At 49.2% G+C, this 22,351-nt stretch carries 13 protein-coding genes and 1 tRNA gene; 8 read left to right on the top strand and 6 right to left on the bottom strand.

The window, feature by feature from the left end; translation table 11 throughout:
• Window positions 1–124: 124 nt before the first annotated feature.
• The 6 genes from P8J86_09715 to P8J86_09740 form a co-directional block, all read right to left on the bottom strand.
• On the bottom strand, window positions 125–2,554 hold the full coding sequence (locus P8J86_09715) for a hypothetical protein (GenBank protein MDG2054972.1): 2,430 nt from the start codon (window positions 2,552–2,554) through the stop codon (window positions 125–127).
• An 807-nt stretch (window positions 2,555–3,361) separates the two neighbouring features.
• Window positions 3,362–5,056, bottom strand: coding sequence for a hypothetical protein (locus tag P8J86_09720; protein ID MDG2054973.1), 1,695 nt, complete (start codon window positions 5,054–5,056; stop codon window positions 3,362–3,364).
• Window positions 5,057–5,147: 91 nt separating this feature from the next.
• Window positions 5,148–7,742, bottom strand: coding sequence for a lamin tail domain-containing protein (locus P8J86_09725; protein ID MDG2054974.1), 2,595 nt, complete (start codon window positions 7,740–7,742; stop codon window positions 5,148–5,150).
• A gap of 422 nt (window positions 7,743–8,164) precedes the next feature.
• A complete protein-coding gene (locus P8J86_09730; protein MDG2054975.1) occupies window positions 8,165–10,039 on the bottom strand; it encodes a hypothetical protein in 1,875 nt (624 codons plus the stop codon).
• A gap of 185 nt (window positions 10,040–10,224) precedes the next feature.
• Window positions 10,225–10,309: transfer RNA gene (locus P8J86_09735), tRNA-Leu, on the bottom strand.
• A gap of 60 nt (window positions 10,310–10,369) precedes the next feature.
• Window positions 10,370–11,425, bottom strand: coding sequence for a hypothetical protein (locus P8J86_09740; GenBank protein ID MDG2054976.1), 1,056 nt, complete (start codon window positions 11,423–11,425; stop codon window positions 10,370–10,372).
• A 268-nt stretch (window positions 11,426–11,693) separates the two neighbouring features.
• Between P8J86_09740 and P8J86_09745 the strand changes: the two genes are divergently transcribed.
• The 8 genes from P8J86_09745 (at window position 11,694) to P8J86_09780 (ending at window position 22,351) form a co-directional block, all read left to right on the top strand.
• Complete coding sequence (locus tag P8J86_09745; protein MDG2054977.1) at window positions 11,694–12,488, top strand: 2-C-methyl-D-erythritol 4-phosphate cytidylyltransferase; 795 nt, start codon at window positions 11,694–11,696, stop codon at window positions 12,486–12,488.
• 177 nt (window positions 12,489–12,665) lie between these two features.
• Window positions 12,666–15,773 carry a right-handed parallel beta-helix repeat-containing protein gene (locus tag P8J86_09750; protein MDG2054978.1) on the top strand — a complete coding sequence of 1,036 codons (3,108 nt, stop codon included), beginning with the start codon at window positions 12,666–12,668 and terminating at the stop codon, window positions 15,771–15,773.
• A gap of 189 nt (window positions 15,774–15,962) precedes the next feature.
• Window positions 15,963–17,180: a glycosyltransferase family 4 protein gene (locus P8J86_09755; protein MDG2054979.1), complete on the top strand. Its 1,218-nt coding sequence runs from the start codon at window positions 15,963–15,965 to the stop codon at window positions 17,178–17,180.
• Complete coding sequence (locus tag P8J86_09760; GenBank protein MDG2054980.1) at window positions 17,165–18,523, top strand: hypothetical protein; 1,359 nt, start codon at window positions 17,165–17,167, stop codon at window positions 18,521–18,523. Before P8J86_09755 ends, P8J86_09760 begins: the two co-directional genes overlap by 16 nt.
• A 45-nt stretch (window positions 18,524–18,568) precedes the next feature.
• The gene (locus tag P8J86_09765; protein ID MDG2054981.1) at window positions 18,569–19,546 is read left to right on the top strand and encodes a glycosyltransferase family 2 protein; all 978 of its coding nucleotides are present in this window, start codon (window positions 18,569–18,571) and stop codon (window positions 19,544–19,546) included.
• A complete protein-coding gene (locus P8J86_09770; protein ID MDG2054982.1) occupies window positions 19,543–20,589 on the top strand; it encodes a glycosyltransferase in 1,047 nt (348 codons plus the stop codon). Before P8J86_09765 ends, P8J86_09770 begins: the two co-directional genes overlap by 4 nt.
• Window positions 20,586–21,542, top strand: a complete 957-nt coding sequence (locus P8J86_09775; GenBank protein ID MDG2054983.1) for a glycosyltransferase family A protein — start codon at window positions 20,586–20,588, stop codon at window positions 21,540–21,542. Before P8J86_09770 ends, P8J86_09775 begins: the two co-directional genes overlap by 4 nt.
• Window positions 21,542–22,351 (top strand): WecB/TagA/CpsF family glycosyltransferase, encoded by an 810-nt coding sequence (locus tag P8J86_09780; protein ID MDG2054984.1) that lies wholly within the window; start codon window positions 21,542–21,544, stop codon window positions 22,349–22,351. The genes P8J86_09775 and P8J86_09780 overlap by 1 nt, the downstream gene beginning before the upstream one ends.

The following is a 22,351-nucleotide window of genomic DNA, read 5'->3' on the forward strand; positions in this document are numbered from 1 at the left end:
CGTCTGGCTGTATTCAATTGTCGAGTGCAAAAAGAAAACCCCCCGACCAGAAGGCCGGGGGGTTTGTTATCTCTCTTACGAGAGCCCTACTCCAGAAGGAGTAAGGAATCGGTACAGCGATTGCTTAGTCGCAGAGCTGATAAGCAAAGCTAGTAAAGCCATCTGGTTCTAGATCAGGGATGTTGGCACAAGTGTCGCCAATCTCATCTCCATCAGTGTCTTCCAGATATGGTCCCACGCGGTGGAAAGGACCTGCAGAAGCTGCGCAGAAATCATCGAGTTCAACATTCCAAAGGAAGTGCTCTTGGTCATCCAAGGTATCAATGACGCCGTCGCCATTGTTGTCGTTGTAAGCACTAAATGGAAGATCATCGAATTCTGGAACCATAAGAACTTGAATATTAGGAGCAACAGTGAGAGCAGTATCAAGAGTCAAAGATACCTCTACTGTTTCACCAATATTCCAGGCATTGCCAGTCCACTGGAATCCTAGGGTACCCAGGCCAGTGAATAATTCTTGTTCCAGAAGCAGTGTTGGATGTGTTGAAGCATCACACCAGCTGATGGTTTCAAGATCTACTCCAGTGATGTCGTAGAAACGAACTCGTCCATCTACACCTGGAGTTCCTGTACCGGAACCGGGTGCGGATGAAAGGTCAGCCCACATCAAACGAGCTTGCTGGAAAGTTACGCCAGTTGCGCCTGAGTTGAACTCAACAGACATGTTGTACTGCATGTCAGGGGTGCCGTCGCCATCGGTGTCGATGGGATCTCGGTCATCCATGAAGAATGCAGTGTTGCCGTGAAGGCCATTGTTGACAACATTTGTTGGGTATGAAGGGCTACCGTTGCCACAACTACTTGGTCGCTCATATGCAGGATCGCATAGGAACGTTTCAACAGTAAGTATGCCTGCACCTTGATCGCCATCATTCCAACCGCCGACGCGGATAAGAACAACGTCGCCAGTAACAGCTCCGACTGTGAGGTCAGAGTGATACGTGCTGCTGACATCGACGCCATCGTCACAGGTTGCGCTATCGTCATTGCAGCCTGCTGGAACCATGGTTGCACAGTCACGAGCTAGGAAATCTGCTTCGCTTGAGAAGACATATGCCACGAGGTCCGTGTCATAGCTTGTTGTGCCTGGAGTTGCGCAGGTTGTTATGCGAACGCCACCATCTGCAACTGCTGTCGTCTTGTACCAAAGGTCTTGGTAAGTCTGACCGTCATACTCATCACACAGTGCTGTGCCGTCAGTAGTGGCACCAGTTGTGTCATATGAGGTGGACGAATCCATTGTCAGTGCATATGCACTTAGGTCTGCATCGCAATTGTCATTTGGAAGTGCTGCGCAAACGAGTGAAGGATCAGAGCAGGGAAGCCCGTCTGAGAAGTTTCCGCCACTTGCTTCACACAAGGCAAGATTCGTGTCACTGCAAGTGCCTGTTGAGCTATCGCAACATGACCAGTCTGGCCATGCATCAGCGCAATCGACAACACCATCAGTGTTAATATCGTTTACTGCTGAAGCATTGATCCAGTAGGAAGCGATGAGTGGATCATTAGGCTGTGCTTGGGCAGAACATTCATCGAATGTTTGCTCAACACAAGAACCATCTACGTAGAGGCAGAAGCCTAGATCGCCACAGCTGGCGCCGCTCTTACCAAAATCAACGAGCAGGGCAGAGAAGTCTGCCAGGTCTACAGCACAGTCACCTGAGCAATCAAAGGTGCCATCAGAGTTATCAGGATCAGGACATGGAGCACCGTCACCTACTGGTCGAGGATCTGTTTCTGGGTCAACAGCAGCGCCGAATGAAACGAGCATCGCACTGAAGTCACTAAGATCGACACTGCCGTCAGCACGGTCTGGGATGTTGATTTCGTCGCCAGTATCAGGCAAGCCATCTGGGCCATCGCCGTTGCTATATGCGCCTGAACCACTTTGGTCCATGGTACATAAAGGGTTTAGGCTTGGGCCACAAAGTGCTTCTTCGCCCTCTGCTTGGTATAGAAAGTTCAAGCTTCCTGAAACGCAAGTCGCATCAAGTGCGCCTACGCCATCGTCATAACTTTCATAGAACTCTAAGTTCAAGAAGCCGTCAGCCAACGCAATAGCTGGAATGCCTGCGCCTTCAAGCTCAATCAACGCAAGGTTCATTGGAGTCGTAGGGCCATTGTCTACCGCTGGGTCACCAGTGGTGCATTGTGCTTGCAAGCCACTGCCGTCACCAGAAGTATTGGTCCAACTGCCATCATAGAGGCCGAGTGTTACCAGGCCTCCTTCAGCATTGTTACCAAACAAGACTGTAGCCTCATTGACCCAGCTAGTGCTCTCTGTGCATAGAACGATATCGGTGTAACCGAGATGCGTCACAAGTGAGTTTATGCCAAGGTCAATACTTCGAGTTTCATTATTCGTAGAACCCTGGCCGTCCCAGAATTCCGCACCAGCCATGTCCTCGTTGTGGTCACTAGCGAGTGAACTTCCGAGAACCATAGTAATTGTCACGACTCCTGGTGCAACAAGAGTCACTGTCTTATTTCTCATGGCTTTCCAGCCTCCTTCTTCTCTTCTGTTTCCAAACAAAAAAAGCGGACGATGTACCGATATGTGATCTATCCGTCTAAGTTGAGCACCCATGCAACGAGCATAGAGTGCTGATAACTTCGATTCTTTGGTGTTGGAAGTTTCTTCCTCTCGTAGCTTCCAAAACCGTTAGCGGAGCATTTGCTTGTTGCAAACTTCCTAAGTTGTCAAGCGACCAGCATGGGGGTGATATGAGCTAGTCGCAACCTCTCCTACTCAAACGTCTTACCCAATAATGCGACTGTGAGAAGCATTATTATCGAGACCCTAGCCAGATCCTTACCATAGGGGATAAGTACCATGGTTCTTATAGGCAAAGGGAAGAATGTTTAGCTTCCTGGACCTACGTCCCCTCCCAGAAACACTCTTTGCATTATCTTCCTTTAGGGGCACATCTTGCAAGTGAAAAGATGCCGCTAAATTAAGACGATTTCTTATGCCTTCAGTATGACCGCTATGAGGCGGTCCGGCCAGAGAAACCATGCACAAAAATGCAGGTAAATCTCTCAGACCTGCCTTATTACGCGCATCTGAGCCGGATCTGCCTACGCAGATTTGGTCCACTTCTTCGTTTTAAAGGGGCATGAGGGTGTTTTCTTGACGCTTTGCAGCCGTACCTTGGCTTATTGAGCGATAAAATCAGGTTTAGGAGCTAGATAGCCCGTTCTGGGAGATATATCTTAGCCACGCCCTGGCCAAAGAATGTTTGAGGCATGCACTTTTGGGTAAGAGAGCCAATATGGTTACTGACTCCAAATAGAGCCTCATCTAGGGACTTGTCTGTCCATCATTGAGGGATCCGGGTGTGCTGGCTGTAAAGGTCGTCCAGGTGAAGTCTTCATAGGCGCTGCCCGAGCCGGTGAGTCCAATAGATGAACCCAGTCCACTTGAGCCCGATTCAGCAATTGGTATAGCAATGCTATTTTGGCCATCCGCAGGGCCATCGGTTGCCGTAAATTGGCCCTCATAGCTTAAAAACTGTGACACAACGCCATCTATCAGAATAGCGATGCCATCGGGGCTCCCATTTTGGATCCCTGCCTGGTTGCGGTGGTAGAGCCTTCCGCCACCCACGTTGTCACCAGCAATAAAGTCGCTTGAGAGCGTCCAGGGGCCTTGATAAGTGGTGCCGCCGCTTCCGTTATAAAGGTAGACCTCTACATCCGCAGGATTGAGGCCATCAGATATGTAGATTTCTAGGAACTCTCCTGTGTCACCGCCGGCATTGTCATAGTGAAGTTCATTGAGCCATGCCTGCTCGACTGGTTCGATGCAGGGGTCGCCATCACAAGTGACATCGTCGCCGAGGTATGACCCTATCAAGCTGCCGCATTGTGCTTCTGTCATCACATCGCAAGAGTTTTCAGTATCCCCAATGGCGACATAGCAACATGCTCCAGTGACTTCTGGTTCACATACTTGGCCCCATTGGACCAGCATAGCGCTGAAGTCTTGGAGATCGACTTGGCAATCACCATTGGGTAAGGGCGCGAAATCTGAAAGCGGTCGGAAGGTCCCGTCGCCGGCAGTGCCAAATTCAACCAGGAGTAAGCTGAAATCTGAAAGGTTTACGATTCCATCAGGCTCGCCAGGTTGGCCATCTCCTGAAGTATCAGCACCACATTCTTCGGCAACTGTCAGATCACAGGGGTCGAAGTCATCGTTAATCGAAATACCAACAGATTCAACCAGATGCATCGATGAAAAACCAATCTCTGACGTTGTAGCCCAATCGGTGAGGCCACACTGTGTGGCTTCTGTGCGAACCCAGGAGTTGTCAGATTCACCAGCACTGTTGCTGCCAATGAGGAAAAACCCTGGCACTGGGAATTCGGGACTTCGTTGTTCAGGGACAATGATCTCGATGAAAAGCCGCGTATCTGGAGGTAGGCTCACCGGTGGATTGAAGGTCGCAGTACTGATCTTGGGAAATCCATCAGCCTCTAGGAAGGTGAGATCAGTGCTGCCAAGGAGTGTCATACTATCTGTATTAGGTCTTTCAATGCCATCGTCATCAAGATAGGCGTTGATTGTAAGCGTGATGTCCTGATTGTTTGACTGAGCTCCAAGAGTCACACAATCTAGAAGTGTTGGTTGTCCAGCAGCTGGGCCAACGGAAAGATCATGATGGCGGCCAAACCAGTGTTGATAGTGGCCTAGCCCAGTGCTACAGAGGACGGAGTTGTCTGCCTCTACTGATGTTGGATCAGTGCTCTGTGTATAGACAAAATCACTGCAAGTTCCCATGGAGCGAAACGCAGTGTTTTGGGTATCCCGTTTCGGTTTTGCATGTCGAAATGCGCTGCTTGACTTGGAGAATTGAGGTCCATTTTCAGGAACAGTCATCGGACGATCCGAAATTTGTTCCATTACAGGCGCCGTGCCCGCTGCCAAGCAGATTGAAGCGCTACTGAGCATGCAGCTCAATGCAGATGCAATGAGAAATGTTGGGTTGGGAGTCACCGATAGATTCCTATAAAGCATAGTGGAACGTGTCCGTATCAACAGGGGCTCTGTTTATCTAAATGCAAAGACCTTTAGGTAAGGCTGGGCATCAATCGCAAACGGTGCCGTATGCGACTAAGAATGCTGAGAAGTCTCCAAGATCCACAATCCCGCTGTCATCCAGATCATAGATTGGAAGATCGGCTGGATTGGTTGAGCCAAAGGCAACAAGGAAGCCCGAGAAGTCAGTCAGGTTGACGACGCCATCCCCGGAGAAATCTCCAGGACAATCGTTTGGTCCACCATCGCACTCAGGATTGACACTGCCAGGAGTATCAACACTGGCTGGATCATTGACGTCATAAAGACCAATAGCCCAAGTTCCAGTATCAGAACAGCGGTAGACATGACTGGGCATGAAATCACCATCTGGTCCGATCACAACTCCGCAGTAGTAAAAGTCACCAGGTGGATCAGATCCATTTGGCGATTCAACCACTGAAATACAGTCGACGATATCGGTATAGGGGGCCATGTCAGCGGTGCCATCACCATCTGAATCGATCATCATATCGATCACGCCATCTTCATCGACATCAAGATCCGTACCAGGCACCACACTTGTGACCAAGTTGGCGACTAAGAAGTAAGTCAAGTTGTCAGAGTTCTCGAAGTTCAGTTCATTGTCGTTTGAAGACAGTACTAAGTCAGCGATTCCGGCGCTGTCATGTGTGTCTTCAGTTACGAGGACGAGGCCATCAGACTGGACAGTGATGCCATCAAGTCGGACCACACACTCAACAACGCCGTTGCCGGTCGTGCTGGTGCCTTCGCCAATGGCGATGAAGGCAATACCTGTGAGTGACGTGCCTGAATCAGCTTGGAGTTCGAAGAATTCCTGTGGGTCTCCACTGCCTGGCTCATCGATACGAAGCTCGCTGAGCTGCAAGCTTTCTGGCGGAGTTACTTCACACTGATCTGCCAGGCCATTGCCATTGCCATCGGTCAGCACTCCAGAGGCAAAGTCACAGCTGTCCAGAACGTTGTTGAGGTTGCAGTCATTGCCAGCGAGTTGGCAGCTATCAAGCTTGCCATCGCCATCACAGTCAAGGCTCGGATCAGCATCAATTTGGCAAGCATCACCAATAGAGTCTTGGTCACAATCCGCTTGGTCTGCATTGGGAATGGTGGGGCAGTTATCAGTTGCATCAGGAACACCATCGCCATCAGCATCGGCTTCAACGGAGCATCCAGCGAATGGAGTGCCATCCTGCATCGTGCCAGCGGAGTGAGTTGATCCGCTGCTCATGCTTGCAGAGCTATGTTGGACCAATGGATCGAGCCCCGTGATATCTGGATCGCGTGTGACGGATTGGTCGCCGTTAGCTTCGCCTCCATAAGCGTAGGTTGCCAGGACAGCGCCGCCAGCATCACTCAATGAGATAGTGTCGCCACCATTATTGAAGCCCAAAGAACCGCTGGAAGAAGTTGTCACGGTAGCGCCGCCAAATTGTCCAACAGGTGATCCACCGCCGAAGACAACAACCGCGCAGTCAGCAGTCACTATTGTCCCTGCATCAAATACATGACGAACAGAAACAGCATCAGTGATTTGGTAGCCAGAGATATCTTGGTCAACGCCACTGATATTGACGAGCTCGATAAACTCATCTTGAGTTGAACTGTTGTTCCCGTCATTGTTGGCATCATTGACTGAGCCAGGATCGGCCAGAATCTCATTAATGACCCAGACGCCTTCGCAGCCGTCGAGAATGCCATTGGCATCACTATCTAGGCTTGGATCAGCAGCGATGTCGCAGCTATCTAGAATGCTATTGTTATTACAGTCATTGCCAGCAATCTCACAGCTATCAAGGACGCTGTTGTTGTCGCAGTCAAGGCTTGGATTTGCCTGTATGTCACACACATCACCGATGGAATTTTCATCGCAGTCAGCTTGATTTGTATTGAAGATGGTGGGGCAGTTATCCGTGTCATCGGGAATGCCATCACCATCGGTATCGAGGCCGATCGCCTCGCAACCCGAGAATTGTTGGCCATCGACCAGTTTTCCTGGGCTGTATAAGGATCCTTCACTATTGGTTGCATCAGTATGGATCACATAGGTGGAGCCGGTGATATCCGGATCTAACGTTATAGAGGCGTTTTGGCCACCTTCTGAGCCATAGGAGACTGAACTAAGAATAATTCCATTTTCATCTGAAATCGTGACGGTGTCGCCGCCATTGGTCAAGCCCAGGCTATTGCCACTGGCTGTTTGTACTAACGCGTTACCAAATGGGCCAGTGGGTGAGCCGCCACCAAAGACGACCGCTACACAGTTCCCCGCGATAATCGAACCCTCTGGAAATTCATGGCGAGCTTGAGCGGCATCAGAAATCACCCAGCCACTGACATCTAGGTCGACGGAGCTTGTGTTCGCGATCTCAATGAACTCGTCTTGGCTAGAGTCGCGTACGCCATCATTGTTGGCATCGCCAGTAATTCCACTTGCCGGATCAGCGTGAATTTCGTTAAGGATAAATGGTTCACTGCCTAGGCTTTTGTAAGTGTTGGCTTGGTGGCGATGGCCGATGCTGTTGCTTCTGTCTGCTGCGCCGAGCATGACACAAAGGCTAGCAGCGGTTGCTGATGTCAAACAGAGATTAACGATGCTCTTGTGGCCTCGAACTTTGCTGAACATGATTGGATTCCTCTTTCTCTCCGGTCCACCTATTTTTGATAGGCGGTGACTGTGGGCATTGCTTCGTGGACATTCTGTGCGATGAAGTACGACTCACTGATGCTGGCAGATCGATGTTCTGCAACAGCAAGAAATAGTGAAATTTTTCGTTAAGGCTTCTCTGGCTTATGTGAAGACTCTCATGACCGATCGCCAGATGTTCCTCCCTCTCTCTGTCTTGACCAGCGTATGTGGGCAAATTCCTGACTGCAGAATAAGCGTGAGCTTTCCTGCAAGTCCTCTCTCCACTACCACTTTACGGCAATCTCGGGCGGCTGAGTAGTACAAAACCATGGATATCCCATATACCTTCTTTGGGCCTCCAGGACTTCAAAAGGTCTGGTGAGGCAGTCGTAGAGATCGAGCTACACGCCTCAGCTTGGTCAAGGGCAGGGGCCATATTGAACCAAAAACTCGGAGAAATCTTGGAGGTCAACAATGCCATCGCCACCTGAAGGCGCGATGTCGTACGTTGGGTCAGAGGATCCAAAGCCGACCAAAAACCCTGAAAAGTCGAATAAGTTGACCAGGCCATCGCCGCCTATTGGCAAGAAATCAGCCGTACAGGGCAGGGAATTCTCATCGCGGATCTCTAGCACAACAGTGAGATTGGTTGCTGTTGCACCAGGGAGATCTTCATCGCTGGTCGTCACCACAATTTGAACTTCTTGAGTTCCACTCGATGGCAGCATGGCCGAGTCGACGGCAAAGACAATGGTGCCCGCTGAGGCCGCAATTTGTGAAGCTGGACTGCTCAGGAGTGATACCGGCGTGGTCATGCCAGTGATGGAGTCAACATCCAGCAGGGCTTGTTGGCTGTCATAGGCTCGATTGAAGACATCAACATGAACTTCATGGATGCCCGAATCTGCTTGGACAGGCACATCGATGGTGCGGACGGTACTTGTCATGTCTGCACTCAATGATGGCTCAGCGGGCCGTAGGACGTTGGTTGAGACCGATTGGGTCATTGGGCTCCCTTGTACGTCGTCTCCAAGGGGTGTGATAGCAATAGTTCCATTTGCAATGCCAGGTGTGCTGGTATCAAAGCTCAGTGAAGTGATGCCAAAGCCACCAAGCGCCTCATCTGTCACAGTTGTTCGCCCCAGCAATGCGCCACTGCCCGTGACCTGGCATTGGAGAAGGGCAGCGCCCTCGGGAACAGTGACAGGGCTTTCGTTCGATATATATGCGGAGGCCGTCGCTAATCCACCCTGGATCACTTGGGGGTTATCAACGATTGCAAACAGGAGTGAAGATGCGGGGAATTGTAGGTCGAGGACTACGGGAATGTGATCTGATGCATCATGGAGCGCATCGGCTAATTGATTCGATCTCGTTATCTCCCCTGAAAAATAGAAGTTATTGCCGTCATTGATGGCGACGTCATAGTGTTGTCCATCGTTCCCGAGCGGTCGATAGGTGCCGGGAATGATGTCAAGGCCACCACCATTACTGAGGTTGAGATTGGGTAGTAAAAAGTCAAAGCGATCATCCATTGAGCCCCCGATGAGGCCACCAGCGGCGACCTGTCGTGGGGATTGCGTGTGTTTGTAGGCGTTGGAAGATCCTGACCAACTCCCATTACCGTAAGGGTCAATTGCTTGGGCACTATTCCCGCCATCAGTAAAGATGCTATAGGTCTCTTCGGATGAAGTACTGATGTTCCAATCGCCCGCATAGATGATGTTTGATCCAGCGGGTAGCGTTTCAGCATCCTCTCGGATCTGGTTGGCTCCAAAAATTCGATCTTCTTTGTTGTCTGTGCTTGAGCCCGACTTTAGATGAGCGCTGTATACATAGATGCTGATGGCGGGATCATCAAAATTGATAAGATCGAGCTTCCAGCGGTCCGTATATCGTCCGGCAGCGGTGTAGATGTCTCTATGTTCCGATACATCCTCGACAAAAATGTCCGCGCGGTAGAACATCAACTGAGCGCCAGCAAATGCACTTTCGCCTTGATTGGAATAGGTTCCCCGAGAGTAGGAAGACCCCAGCATGGTCTGGATCGGGCTCACCATGTCATTGGTGACCTCTTGGAAGACAATGATTCCCAAATCAGAGGGGAATCCACGGCTATCATCACTTGAGATCGCGTCCAGGACTGCCTGGATATCATTTTGGTCGCCATTGAACTGGGCGATGTTGTAGCTCGCAACACGAACCTGGCACCATGCTGTTGGGGACACAACAAGCATCGCGCACGTAACAACTAGCGTCTTCATCAGCCTGCCGAAGCAGGGGATTCGATACATCAATCCAGCCTCCAGGGCACGACAAGAGCCCGTGGGCCTGTTGTCGCATCCATCACCTACCAGCCGAGGTCCTCTTTCTACCGCTCAGGAGCCCTTTAATACTACCACCAGTATTTGAAGATCGGCACTCAAATTCCCAGAATGAGGATAGGTTCGCTTTGGTTGAGGCCCGACAATAGGGGCAATACCGAAGGTGGGACTCGAACCCACACGCCCTAAACGGGCACCGGATTTTGAATCCGGCGCGTCTGCCAATTCCGCCACTTCGGCTTAGTCGACTTCCTTAGAGGCGACCAGCGGGACGTATTGTCTATATGTAGATGGAGCAGGTCAACTGCTGCCGCTCTGAAGGCCTATGACCCGTTCAGTCAACAGATCGATCGCGTTGAGATATTCCATCACGGATTCATCAGGCTCTTGGCGGGTTTTGGTTTCAAAATTTTCTATCTGCTCCCTGACCCAGGCTGCCCATACAACAGTGATGTTTCTGGCATCCATTGTTTTGCCTAGAAGCGGCAGGCGAATGGAATCACTGTTTTGAATGTCGGCAGTGAGATCCAACATGGCCATGTCATCGCCAGCAAGGAAGAGGTAGTAGGGGATCATCAACAGCGTGTTGTTTTCTACAGGCACCCAGTTTTTCTTACTCATGTAATAGGTGTATTGGCAAAGCATTTGACTGGGATGCAGCATCTGTCGGGCGTCGATCGGTGCGATCGATCGTCCATGTGTCTGAGACTGGACTTGAAGAAAAGTGTCAAAGTCAACAGAACGATCTTTGTAACGAGTGACATGATTGAATACATCTAAGGGCTTGAAATGTTCACGGACGTGAGCTGCATCAAAGATCATTTCAAAGGTTGTGACGAGTTCATCCTCCTCCTTAACTCCATTTCCAAAGTACCAGCGAATGCCAACGAATTTGTCTTTGTTCTTTGTAATGGTGAGAAATCTTTGTTCCATCAGATCAGGATTTACTAAGAGCGCATCCAGATCATGGAGTATGGCGTAACGACTCTTGCATTTACTCAAACCAATGGTCCATGACATCCATGCATAAACCCAGCCCCAATTGATGGTCATGGCGAGACGAGCCTGTAATGCACTGTAATAACAGAACCGCACAGGCAGATCAGGCAATTGCGCCGCAATTATATTTTCAATATTTACATGTTGGGAATTACGGACCGAATCAAAAACGACAATGATCTCATTGAGGTTTTTAAAGTTTTGTTTCGCTAGATTTTTAACGTTGGCCGTCGCAATTGGAGCAAGTCTAGATACCGCCCCAATGAGTATTGTGTAGCCTTCCTCAGGATTCTCGACAGGTTCCCACTTAACCAAAGGTGATAACACTTTTCGCAGTAAGCCGCGGACAAACTTCACGGTGACATGCCGAAATCGAGATGAATATTTTCCTTCCAAAGTGAATTGAATCCTACATATTTGACCAGTAAAAAACACTTGTGTCGGGGCTGTTTCAGGTTGAACGAGTAAGCCCCATCGTCCAGAAAACCCAGCTTACTTTAGTGGAAAGATTCGACCTTGTTGAGAGGTGTGTGCCTGGCGACGGGCGTAGATCCGTTATCCTTATACCCGTCTTGGCAGGTAGTGTTTGAGTATTGTATCAGGATCACATGGAGAATCTGGCGATATGAATTTGTCAATCATCATTCCTGCGGCTGGTAGCAGTACGCGTTTTGGCAACCGCGACAAACTTCGTGAGGAAATAGGTGGCCGACCTCTATTGGTGAGGACCATTGAGACTTTTGCAGCGAGCGCAGCTGTTAATCAGATTATTGTTGTAGGGCCACCAGATGACTTGCCAGAATTTCGAGAGAGGTTTGGTCCTGCGCTGAGTTTTCATGGTGTGCAAATTGTTCCTGGTGGGCGAGAGAGTAGATGGCAGAGTGTTGCTGCAGGGTTAAAGGCGGTGAGTGAAAATGCGACTCATATTGGAGTGCATGATGCGGCTCGCCCTGGGCTGACTGAAGGGTTGCTCAATCGTCTTCTCGAAACAGCATTGTATGTTGATGCGGTCATTCCAGTGTTGAAAGTTAATGCCACCGTTAAGCGAGTTGGGCAATTAGAAGATGTTGGTGGACGAGAAGATGAGCTTGAAGTGTTGGCGGATTCTATTCTTGGTGGATCCTCAGATAGCTCAATCAAAGCGGCCGCAATTGAAGAGACGGTAGACAGGACTGGGCTTGTTTTGGCTCAAACGCCTCAGGTGTTTAAGGCAGCGTTATTGCATCGAGCTTATAGCGAAGGGCATGCTCAAGACACAACTGATGATGCTCAGGCCGTTGAGCGTGCTGGAGCAAGGGTTTATACGATCGATGGAGAGGCGAGAAATCTAAAAGTCACAACCCGCGCAGATGTTGATCTTGTTATATCGCTGATGGGCTTAAAGCCAGACGCTCAGCGTCCGACCCATAAGCGGTTCTAGCGGCAAACACTGTCTAGCATTGACTTAAAAAGCCTTTTTATCGGCAAAAAAACACCATTTTTAAAAAACATGGGAGCCTAAAGACATCCCGCTTTAGGTGATCGCTGGTGAAGCCGACACTCCTATTTGTCTGAATAAGTTTTCTATTGAAGTTTCCATTGTGGGAGGAACAGCAAGATGCTATTGCCAATGTCTTTGTTTTTAGGCGGTCATCAGCGGTTTGCAAGCCGAAATGTCTGTCTATCGAGAAGTTCTGTTGTGGCAATGATTGTGGCTGTGTCTTTCATGGCATGCAGTGTTCATGGCCAAGATTTCGTGTCAACAGTTAAGAACGTAAAATCGCCGATCATGGTTCAAGTAGATCCTACTTCTACTTCAACTTCAGCGCAAACGATTTCTGCAGCAGCAGCAAGCAATCCTGATCGCGTTATATTAATTCTTGTTGATGCACTTCCTTTGGCTGCAGCAGACTACTCAACGCAAAAATTAGCTCGATTAGAACGCGATCTCGTGAGCATGCTTGAAAAGACCAAGGCTCAAGCTGGAAACGTAAAGCTAAGTGTCTACGGTTTGCCGGCGAAAGATAGAGGCTCGATGTCTCAGGCTGCAGCGACGCGGATCAATCACAAGCTCCATAAAGCTATAAAAATTTTAGACGTATTTGTTCCTCACCCATCGTCTGCTCGTTCGGGCTCGAGAAGTGTGCGGAATTACTTTCTTGATAAAAAGGGATATGCAACGGAGCTTGCTGGAGACCGTGGCATTATGGTCGAAGTCAACAATAAGTGGCGCTGTTGGTATCCATCAAAAGAAGAGCAGCGTCAGAGACAGGAAGATCGTTTTGAGCGCAATGCCAGCGAGGCGTTTGAGAAACAAATTTCAGATCGCGTCGAAGCGTATTACGAATCAGCAATAGGCAGTGATCATTGTTTCTGGGATTTTGATGCCGATGGGGTAGTCAGTAGTGATGACTGGTCAGCGTTTATTATTGAATGGAAGCGATGGCCAAAGTTAAAAGACCGGGACCGTGATGGTGATGGGCGACCTGATTGGAAGGATCTTTGCCCAAAGGATGAGAATAAGTTCGAGCCAGCTGATTGTGGTTGCGGCAACGAAGATGTTGATCTCAATGGCAACGGTATTCCAGATTGCGTGGATCCAAGTCCTTCGATGTTCTTAGATGCGCCTTCCAGTCATATCATCGGAAATGGCGAAGATTTGCGCCTTGATGTCAGTGGTCAGCATGAATCTCAAGGCATGTCCGTGGTGTTTCGATCAACGAGGTCAGGCATAAGTGCATCGCAGGGCTTGTATGTTGATTATCAAAAACCCTTTGAGTATCCAAGTGAAGCGATCGATCTGATTGAGCCAGGTTTTGTAACTGCGCAGGCCTTAGTGCGTATTGAAGGTGATGTTGTTGAGACAATTTCGCATGCTTTAGAAATTATTGATTCTGAAGAAGATGCTGGATCTGGCGATGATGATGAGCAGTCAGATAGTGGTGATGATTCAAGTGATGATTCAAGTGATGACTCAAGTGGTGACTCAAGTGGTGATTCTGATACGTCTGGTGGCAATGGTTCTGGCGGTAACACGAATGGTGGTGGCGGGAACAGTTCTGGTGATGATTCGTCTGATGATTCAGCCGGCAACGATGACGATTCAGATGATTCTGATCAGGACAATGAAGCAGGGCAAGATGACAATGCGAGCTTCTGGTCTGAGGCCGAACCAAGTGCAGACACCAGAGTGGTCTATGTCAGCTCATCAGAGGGCGATGACTCAAACAGTGGTTTTAGTGAAAACGATGCTGTGCGTACGCTTGAGAAAGCGGAGTCGCGAATGCGTGATGGTTTTCCTGATTGGCTGTTGCTTAAGCGAGGTGACGTTTGGGACGAAGGTTTCGGTGCTTGGACATTGTGTGGTCGGTCTGAGAGTGAGCCAATGATCGTTGGCGCTTACGGGTCTGGAACCGAGCGGCCCCATCTTCGGCCGCCAAGTAAAGGGTTCTATCTACTGGGAAGTCCAAAACACTTGTGGATCACGAGTTTGCGCATTACGAGAACGGAATACTCGCAGCATGGCAGTGGTGTATATATGCACTTAAGTGGTAGCGATGGTGAAGATTTATTGCTCGAAGATCTTTATATCTCGGGATTTGATCCAAACATTGGCTTGTCTGCAGTAAACGAAAGCCTTGTGTTTAGGAATCTCAGAATACGAGGCGTGGTGAGTGTCGATGCGGTGCGATTGTTACAGGATGGTACCCAAGGCACAGGCACCACGACGCAGGGCCTGTTTCTAAATCATATTGATGGTGCATTGATTGAGCGCTGTGTCTTTGATCACAATGGTCGTTCGCAGGATCCCAATCTAAATATCTCAGGCATACATGGTCACAATGTGTACTGTCAGCTGAACACGAAAAATATTGTCGTTCGTGATTCAATCTTCGCAAATGCAGGTAGTCATGCCCTGAAGTTGCTTGGCGGTGGTATGGTAGAGGATTGCCTCTTCTTGAAAAATCCAATGAACCTGCTCTGTGGTATTTCAGACGCTTCATTCGCATATTACAGTGACAATCCTGTCCCTGGCGCGACGACGTCAACGATTCGAAACAATGCCATTCTTGGTAGTCAGCCAATCAATTCATCGACGCCTCGTGGCTATGGTATTCAACTTGCAAATTGTAAAGACACGGTTGTTGAGGACAACGTGCTTGCAAATATGACATCACAAAGTGGCTTTGGTATCAGTATTGAAATCGCTGATGGAATTGCCTGTGACAATGTGAAGATTATTGATAACTACGTCCTTAAATGGTTGGGTATGGCGATGGTAGTTAACTTGAATGACGAGATCGATTATGATTTAAAAATCAAACGTAATCATTTTGCCGGGAGTCACCAAACTGGCGCTGGCCAGAGCTTTATGCTGCGATTATCTGAGCCTGAACTTGCAAGCGAGATTGCATTCCAGGACAACACATACTATGTCGATTCCGTTTCGGTCTTCTCTTGGATTGGGAACCAGTGGCTAGATTATGGCCAGTGGCAGGCCTCTGCGAATGATGTTGGTAGCGTTAATGAAGCTCACCTTGCCGGTCGATGGGACAGCCTAACGATCGAGGCATATCAGTCCTCTATTGGAAAGACGTCATCGCTTAATGCATTTATTTCAAAGGCGCGTAATCAGCAAAAAGGATCTTGGGACGATCGTTATTCCCCTGAAGCTGTACTGGATTACCTCTTTCAGGAGCGAGCTAGCATCATTCAATCCCACTAAAGAAGCGGCAGTGTTTTGCAGAACTTCTCGATCCTATCTGCCGCCCATGCCGATGGAGTCATTGAAGAGTATGGTGGCTGGGCGGATCCTCTCGGAGTATTCGCCTGAACCCGCCGCCTTTGTACTCGGCATCCAGCAAATCGGTTGATGGTTATCGTTGATAGGTCTCAGGGAGTAGCAATATTCAGGATGCGAGGTACGAAAAGAAAAGATCAGTTGGTGGCGGACCATTGCCCAGTTGCATCTGGCGATCGGCAATTGCGTATCACAATCGTCTTGAGTGGCCTGGGGCTGTCTGGGGGAGTCCGTTGTGTTGGTCAATTGTCCCGTGCTCTTACTGAACGGGGGCACAAAGTTGTTCTTGTTGCCGGTAAACAAAAGCGGAGCAAATGGTGGCCTAAACGCCCCGCTCACATCAAAACCAAATATCGAGAGTTGATAGCACGTCTGAATAAGCGAGATGGTCATTTGAAATCGCTTGGTGTTTCCTGCTTTATCTCACAGGAGGATTCGGTGGATTTCAGGGATGTTCCTGACGCAGATCTTGTCTTAGGCACCTGGTGGCAGTCAGTAGAAGAGATTAATGGGTGGCCTGCATCGAAGGGTCTTAAGGCACATTATGTCCAGGGCCATGATGCATATGCAGCTGATGCCTATAAGAATTCGCGCGGCGAGATCCTCAATAGGATCTCCGAAATATATCGATTGCCGATAAAGAAATTTGTGGTTTCTAAATGGCTTGTCTCTTTGCTTGAAGAATTGTATCAAGCGAAAGATGTTACTTATGTTCCTAATGCAATTGACCCGAAGCAATTCTTTACTGGAGTGCGTGAGAAGCCTGCGTGCCCTCTCGTTGGCTTCTTGTATTCAGCGATGGATATTAAGGCTCCAGAAGTTGCATTTGACGCGTTGCGAATTGTGCAGCAAAGATATCCTGATACTCGCGTGATCTCTTACGGTATGCGTGGCCTTAATAAAAAATATGCTAAAAAGCTGAGGAATCATCGCCACTTTATTCTGCCGAGCATTTCTCAATTGCGTTCGCTGTATCAGCAGAGTTCATGCTGGGTAGCATCGTCTCGTTCAGAAGGGTTCGGGCTTCCTGGCTTTGAGGCCAATGCTTGTGGTTGTCCAATCGTGTCAACCGCTTGTGGTGGCCCCGAGGACTATATTGATGATGGTGTGAATGGTTATTTGGTCCCCGTGGATGATCCAGTTGCCATGGCGAGTGCCATCGGTTGTGTTATCGAGTTTTCATCAGACCAATGGTCCACGATGAGTGCTGCTGGTGCTGCACGCGCCTCAGAGTTTAGTTGGGATGAGACGGCCAAGCGCTTTGAGGAAGGTGTTTATAGCTATTTACGTGGCAAATCTGTAACGGAAAGTTCATCATGGCCGGTCTTGTAACAGCCTCGCTACTGGCTTGGCCTGTTTTATGTCTCATGTTTTTCTTGTTGCTGCGGGCTCGGACTGCAGTGGTTGTATCTGTTTTCTTTGCAGTGTTATTCCTTCCAATGGGAAGCATTGAGTTCTCTGGATTCGTTAATTTCAATAAGTACAACTCTGCCTCTTTAGGTGTGTTATTGGGTGTAGTTCTTTTTGATTCAATGCGTATCATGACCTTTCGATTGAAATGGATCGATGCGCCGATCATTATCTATGCCTGTTCGGCCTTCATGTCATCAATCTCAAATGGTCTTGGTGTATATGACGGTATTTCAGGTCTTCAAAACAATTTCATGATCTGGATGGTTCCATACTTTGTTGGGCGGATTTATTTTTCGACGCCAGAGGGGATGCGTTTTCTTGCAAAGTCAATAGTTATCTGGGTTCTCGTTTACCTGCCATTTGTTGCGTATGAAATTCGAATGAGCCCACAGCTCCATCGAATGTTGTATGGGTATAGCCCTCTTGGATGGAGTCAGTTGAGTCGAGGTTCGGGGGCGTATCGACCTGCGGTGTTCATGCAGCATGGGCTCATGGTTTCTTTGTGGATTACTTCGGGAGGTTTGGCGGCATTCTGTCTCTGGCAGGGGAAGGCAAGGCGGCAAATAGCAGGTGTGCCAGCAATTCTTATCGCTGCTACCGATGCTCTATTTGTATTTCTGAGCAATTCTTTTGGATCACTACTCATTTTGCTTGGGCTTGTCGCATCCGTGCTTCTGGGGCGGGCCACAAGGTGGACTATGGTGCTGGTGTTAGTGGTGTCAGTGGTACCTACTTACACGCTTGCTCGTGTGATTCTTTCTTGGGAGCCGACGGTGTTCGTTGAAGGAGTTGATAAATATGTGAGTACGGCAAGAGCCAGCTCATTTCAATTTCGGGTAGACAATGAAAGACTGATGATTGATAAGACGATGGGAAGTCGGCCACTGCTTGGATATGGTGGGTGGGGACGGGGTCGAATTTATTCTGAAAGTGGCAGAGATTTGTCGATCACAGATAGCTACTGGATTATTGTCTTATCTTCGCAGGGCTTGCTTGGTCTAGTTGCATTTTTAGCGGTCTTAGTGGTGCCCGTTTATGGTTTTGCGTATCGGGTGCGGGTTCGTTGCTGGCGTGAGCCTTGGGCTGCTGGTGGATTGGCTCTTGTTACTGTGATCATTGCATTCACATTTGATTCTATTTCGAACGCAATGTTTAATCCTATCTATGTATTAGCGATTGGTGCAGTGGCCGGCTTTGTGGTGCACCCGAGTTGGCAGAAGGCGAATTCGAAGGGGCGAACGTTGCGAAGATCTGGTAGATAATGACGAGGTATTGTCGAGTTCGCTAGAGCCTAAATTTGGAATGTGATGATGCAGCTTCTTGTTGTGATATTAAACTACCGGACTCCGGAATTGGTGATTGACTGCCTGTCATCTATGGTGGATGAAGTGCTGTTCATGGACGGCGTACATGTCGTCGTTCTAGACAATGCCTCTGGCGATCAGTCGTGCCAGAAAATCCAGAGTGCGATTGAAGAGCATGAATGGTCTACATGGTGTGAGCTTCGAGAAGCAAAGGTCAACGGTGGTTTTTCTGCTGGCAATAATAGGGGTATGGAGTTTTATGAGGCATCGTTCTATCTGTTATTGAATTCAGATACGATCGTCCATCCAGGCGCTTTGTCAGAACTACTAAAAAGAGCAGATGAATGTCCGCATGCAGGTATGGTTGGGCCAAAAATTCTGCAGCCCGACGGAAGTGTGGATGACAGCGTATTCCGAATGCCTAGGCCGCTTTCGGAACTGGTTCGTGGCGCCCATTTGTCAGTTATTGATCGCATGTTTAGGCAACATGTGATTACAGACACAGATTCGAGTATGCCAACTCGTGGGATGTGGCTCAGTTTTGCGGCAGTGCTATTGCGAGGAGAGACATTCAAGCAAGTCGGACCGATGGATGAAGGTTTCTTCATGTACTTTGAAGATATTGATTATGGCCATCGCGTGGAGGCAGCAGAATGGGAGATTGCTTATGCCGAAAGGTCGCAGGTCACGCATTTAGGCGGTGGATCTTCTGCGGATGGTCAGGCGGGTGGGGGATCGCGGCCCCGTGGTCCAAGGTATTTTTATGAGGCCAGGGCTCGATACTTTTGTAAGCACTATGGCATTGCCGGTCTGTGGTGTGCCAATATACTCTGGACGCTTGGTAAAGGACTATCTTTGATTCGACAGGTTACCTCAGGTCGGCCCTCGCACTGTCGTTGTTCAGAAGCGAGAGATATTTGGATTCGTAGCTTACGTCCTCTGCGACCGCCAAGCATTCATAGCAAGGGCCGTGCGACATGATGAGTCAAGTAAGCCAAAAACATGCCCTAGCTCGATGCGTGGTTGTTGTCATTGGTCGTAATGAAGGGCAGCGGCTCACCTTGGCTTTAGAGCAGCTCAAGCGTATTGGTTGTCCAGTGGTGTATGTTGATTCCGACTCTAGCGACAGTAGCGTTGAGGACGCGTCGGCGATGGGTATTCCTGTTCTTGAATTAGATTCTTCGCAGGGGTTATCAGCTGCAAAGGCACGGAATGCGGGCGCTAGGTGGGCAAGTGAGATGTATCCAGAGGTCGAGTTTTTCCAGTTCATAGATGGTGACTGTCTGATGGATACACAATGGCTGCCCAGGGCCATCTCTGCAATGGATGGCCCAGATATGGTGGGGGTTTGTGGTCGCTGCCAGGAAATGTATCCCGAGGCCTCAATCTACAACAAGCTCTGCGATATGGAGTGGGATGGTCCTGTTGGTCTCATTGAGGCGACGGGGGGGAACGTGATGATTCGGCGCAGCTCATTCGAGCATGTTGGGGGATTCGACCCCACATTGGTTGCCGGTGAAGAGCCGGAATTGTGTTTTCGTTTACGATCACAAGGTGGATCCATTCTGCGAATAGATGCAAAAATGGTTCTCCATGATGCTGATATGCATCACTTTTCACAGTGGTGGAAGCGTTGTTTGCGAGGAGGCTATGCAGATGCAGCGAGCCAGTGGAAGCATCGTGGGCGACCAGGCCATTTTCGTCGTCGCGCGGTTCTGTCCGCACTCTTGTGGGGGCTTTTTATACCTTGTTTTATCATTATCTTATCGCTCATAACAGCTGGCATTGGTGTTGTTTTGTTGGTGTTGTACCCGCTCTTGGGCTACCGCATTCGTCGCAGGATGCGGGCTAGAGGCATTGGAAAAAAGGCGGCAATGCTCTATGCAGTTGCGTGCGTGGTTTCAAAGTTTTCTGGAGTCCTGGGCATTGCTTTGTATCATTGGCGCCGAATAAGCGGTCAGCGACCGACGTTGATTGAGCATAAGCCATCCCCGAGTTGCACAGAAGGTAGGTCGTCTCTGTGAGTCATAAAATCCTCGTCATTACACCATGCCATAATGAGGCATCTTTCATTGGTGAAACGATTAGATCGATGGCCGCACAGACCCTGAAAGCAGCATGTTGGATCATTGTCGACGATGGATCTATTGATAACACGTTGCCTATCATTGAACGATCGTGTCAAAGTCTAGATTGGATTCAACTACATAAGATAAATCGATCGGGTGGGCGGGTTCTTGGAGCCGCCGTTATTCATGCTTTCTATAACGGACTGGATCAAGTTGATTGGACTAAGTACGACTATATATGCAAATTAGATGGTGATATTAGTTTGCCAGAGCAGTACTTCGAAATCATGGTTCAAAAGATGGAAGCAGATCCAAAGCTCGGAACTTGCAGCGGAAAAGCATATTACCGAACAAGTGCAGGCTATCGGGTGAGCGAGAAAGTTGGCGACGAAATGTCGTTAGGTGCAGTGAAGTTTTATCGGCGGGAGTGCTTCGAGCAGATTGGTGGATTTGTTCCTGAAGTGATGTGGGATGGAATTGACTGCCATCGTTGTCGTATGCTCGGCTGGCGCGCCTGCAGTTTGCCGAGCTTAGACTTGGAAGTGCAGCATATGAGGCCAATGGGCTCAAGTGACCGAGGTGTTTTGAGAGGACGTCGTCGTCATGGTGCTGGGCAGTATTTTATGGGCACAGGATTCGTCTATCTTTTTCTAAGCGCCATTTATCGGTTGAAGTGGCCGCCAGTGATCAGGGGCTCATTGGCAACTGTGAGGGGTTATTTGGGAGCCTCTGTTCGCAGAAAGCCTCGATACCCCGATGTTAGTTTTCGGAAGTTCTTGCGACGGTATCAGCGTCGATGTATTTGGCAGGGCAAGAGCCGCGCTACCGAAAGTATTGATCGGAGTCAGGTAGTTACTTGGAGTAGTGAAAAAAGAAGGACTTTATCTCAGCGGGATTTACTATCGTGATGGAGGTGCATCGTAGTGAAGCACAATCCCTGCGCGGCGTTGCTCTGCATGGACTATGGTTTGATGCCATCACTGAATCAGAAGCTGTGGACTACGTGTTGTCAGCGATTCAAAGAGGTGAGGGCGGTTGGATCATCACGGTTAATCTTGATCATCTAAGACGGGCAGCCAATGACCCCGTCTACAAAGTACTTGCTGAGCAGGCATCTCTTTGTGTGTGTGATGGTGTTCCATTGTTATGGGCAGCGCGGCTTCAGGGGACGCCACTTCCCGGTCAAGTGGCTGGTTCTAATCTGGTTTACTCTTTGGCGGCCGCTTCGGCAGGGCGATGTTCGATTTACTTGCTAGGCGGTGATCCTGGCACAGCTGATCGAGCTTCAGCGATATTACAGGAACGCTATCCGGGGCTCGAAGTTGTGGGCACGGAGTGTCCGCCGTTTGGTTTTGAGCATGATCAAAAGGAAGTTACGGCGATACGAAAGCGGCTTGAAGAAGCGCAGCCCGACATCGTCTATGTCGCTCTGGGTTCTCCGAAGCAAGAGCAACTTATCCAGGAAATTCGATCGCAACTGCCCAAAGCCTGGTGGATTGGCATTGGTATTAGTTTTAGCTTTATTACTGGTGATGTGGCTCGCGCACCAAAATGGGTACAAAGATGTGGCTTGGAGTGGGTCCATCGACTGGTGCAAGAACCTCGTCGGCTCTTTCGTCGCTACATTATTCATGGCCTTCCATTTGCGGTTGTACTCATGGCCCAGTCAGTGCTTTGTTGGCTTAAGCCAGGCGCTCGTGCATTGAGGCGACGTTGA

Source organism: Phycisphaerales bacterium, assembly GCA_029268515.1.
Lineage (GTDB): Bacteria > Planctomycetota > Phycisphaerae > Phycisphaerales > SM1A02 > JAQWNP01.

Bases quoted from the DNA above. Each gene is read 5' to 3' on its own strand.
- P8J86_09715 (MDG2054972.1), bottom strand. From the start codon at position 2,554: ATGAGAAATAAGACAGTGACTCTTGTTGCACCAGGAGTCGTGACAATT.
- P8J86_09725 (MDG2054974.1), bottom strand. From the start codon at position 7,742: ATGTTCAGCAAAGTTCGAGGCCACAAGAGCATCGTTAATCTCTGTTTG.
- P8J86_09730 (MDG2054975.1), bottom strand. From the start codon at position 10,039: ATGTATCGAATCCCCTGCTTCGGCAGGCTGATGAAGACGCTAGTTGTT.
- P8J86_09745 (MDG2054977.1), top strand. From the start codon at position 11,694: ATGAATTTGTCAATCATCATTCCTGCGGCTGGTAGCAGTACGCGTTTT.
- P8J86_09750 (MDG2054978.1), top strand. From the start codon at position 12,666: ATGCTATTGCCAATGTCTTTGTTTTTAGGCGGTCATCAGCGGTTTGCA.
- P8J86_09755 (MDG2054979.1), top strand. From the start codon at position 15,963: ATGCGAGGTACGAAAAGAAAAGATCAGTTGGTGGCGGACCATTGCCCA.
- P8J86_09760 (MDG2054980.1), top strand. From the start codon at position 17,165: ATGGCCGGTCTTGTAACAGCCTCGCTACTGGCTTGGCCTGTTTTATGT.
- P8J86_09765 (MDG2054981.1), top strand. From the start codon at position 18,569: ATGATGCAGCTTCTTGTTGTGATATTAAACTACCGGACTCCGGAATTG.
- P8J86_09770 (MDG2054982.1), top strand. From the start codon at position 19,543: ATGATGAGTCAAGTAAGCCAAAAACATGCCCTAGCTCGATGCGTGGTT.
- P8J86_09780 (MDG2054984.1), top strand. From the start codon at position 21,542: ATGGAGGTGCATCGTAGTGAAGCACAATCCCTGCGCGGCGTTGCTCTG.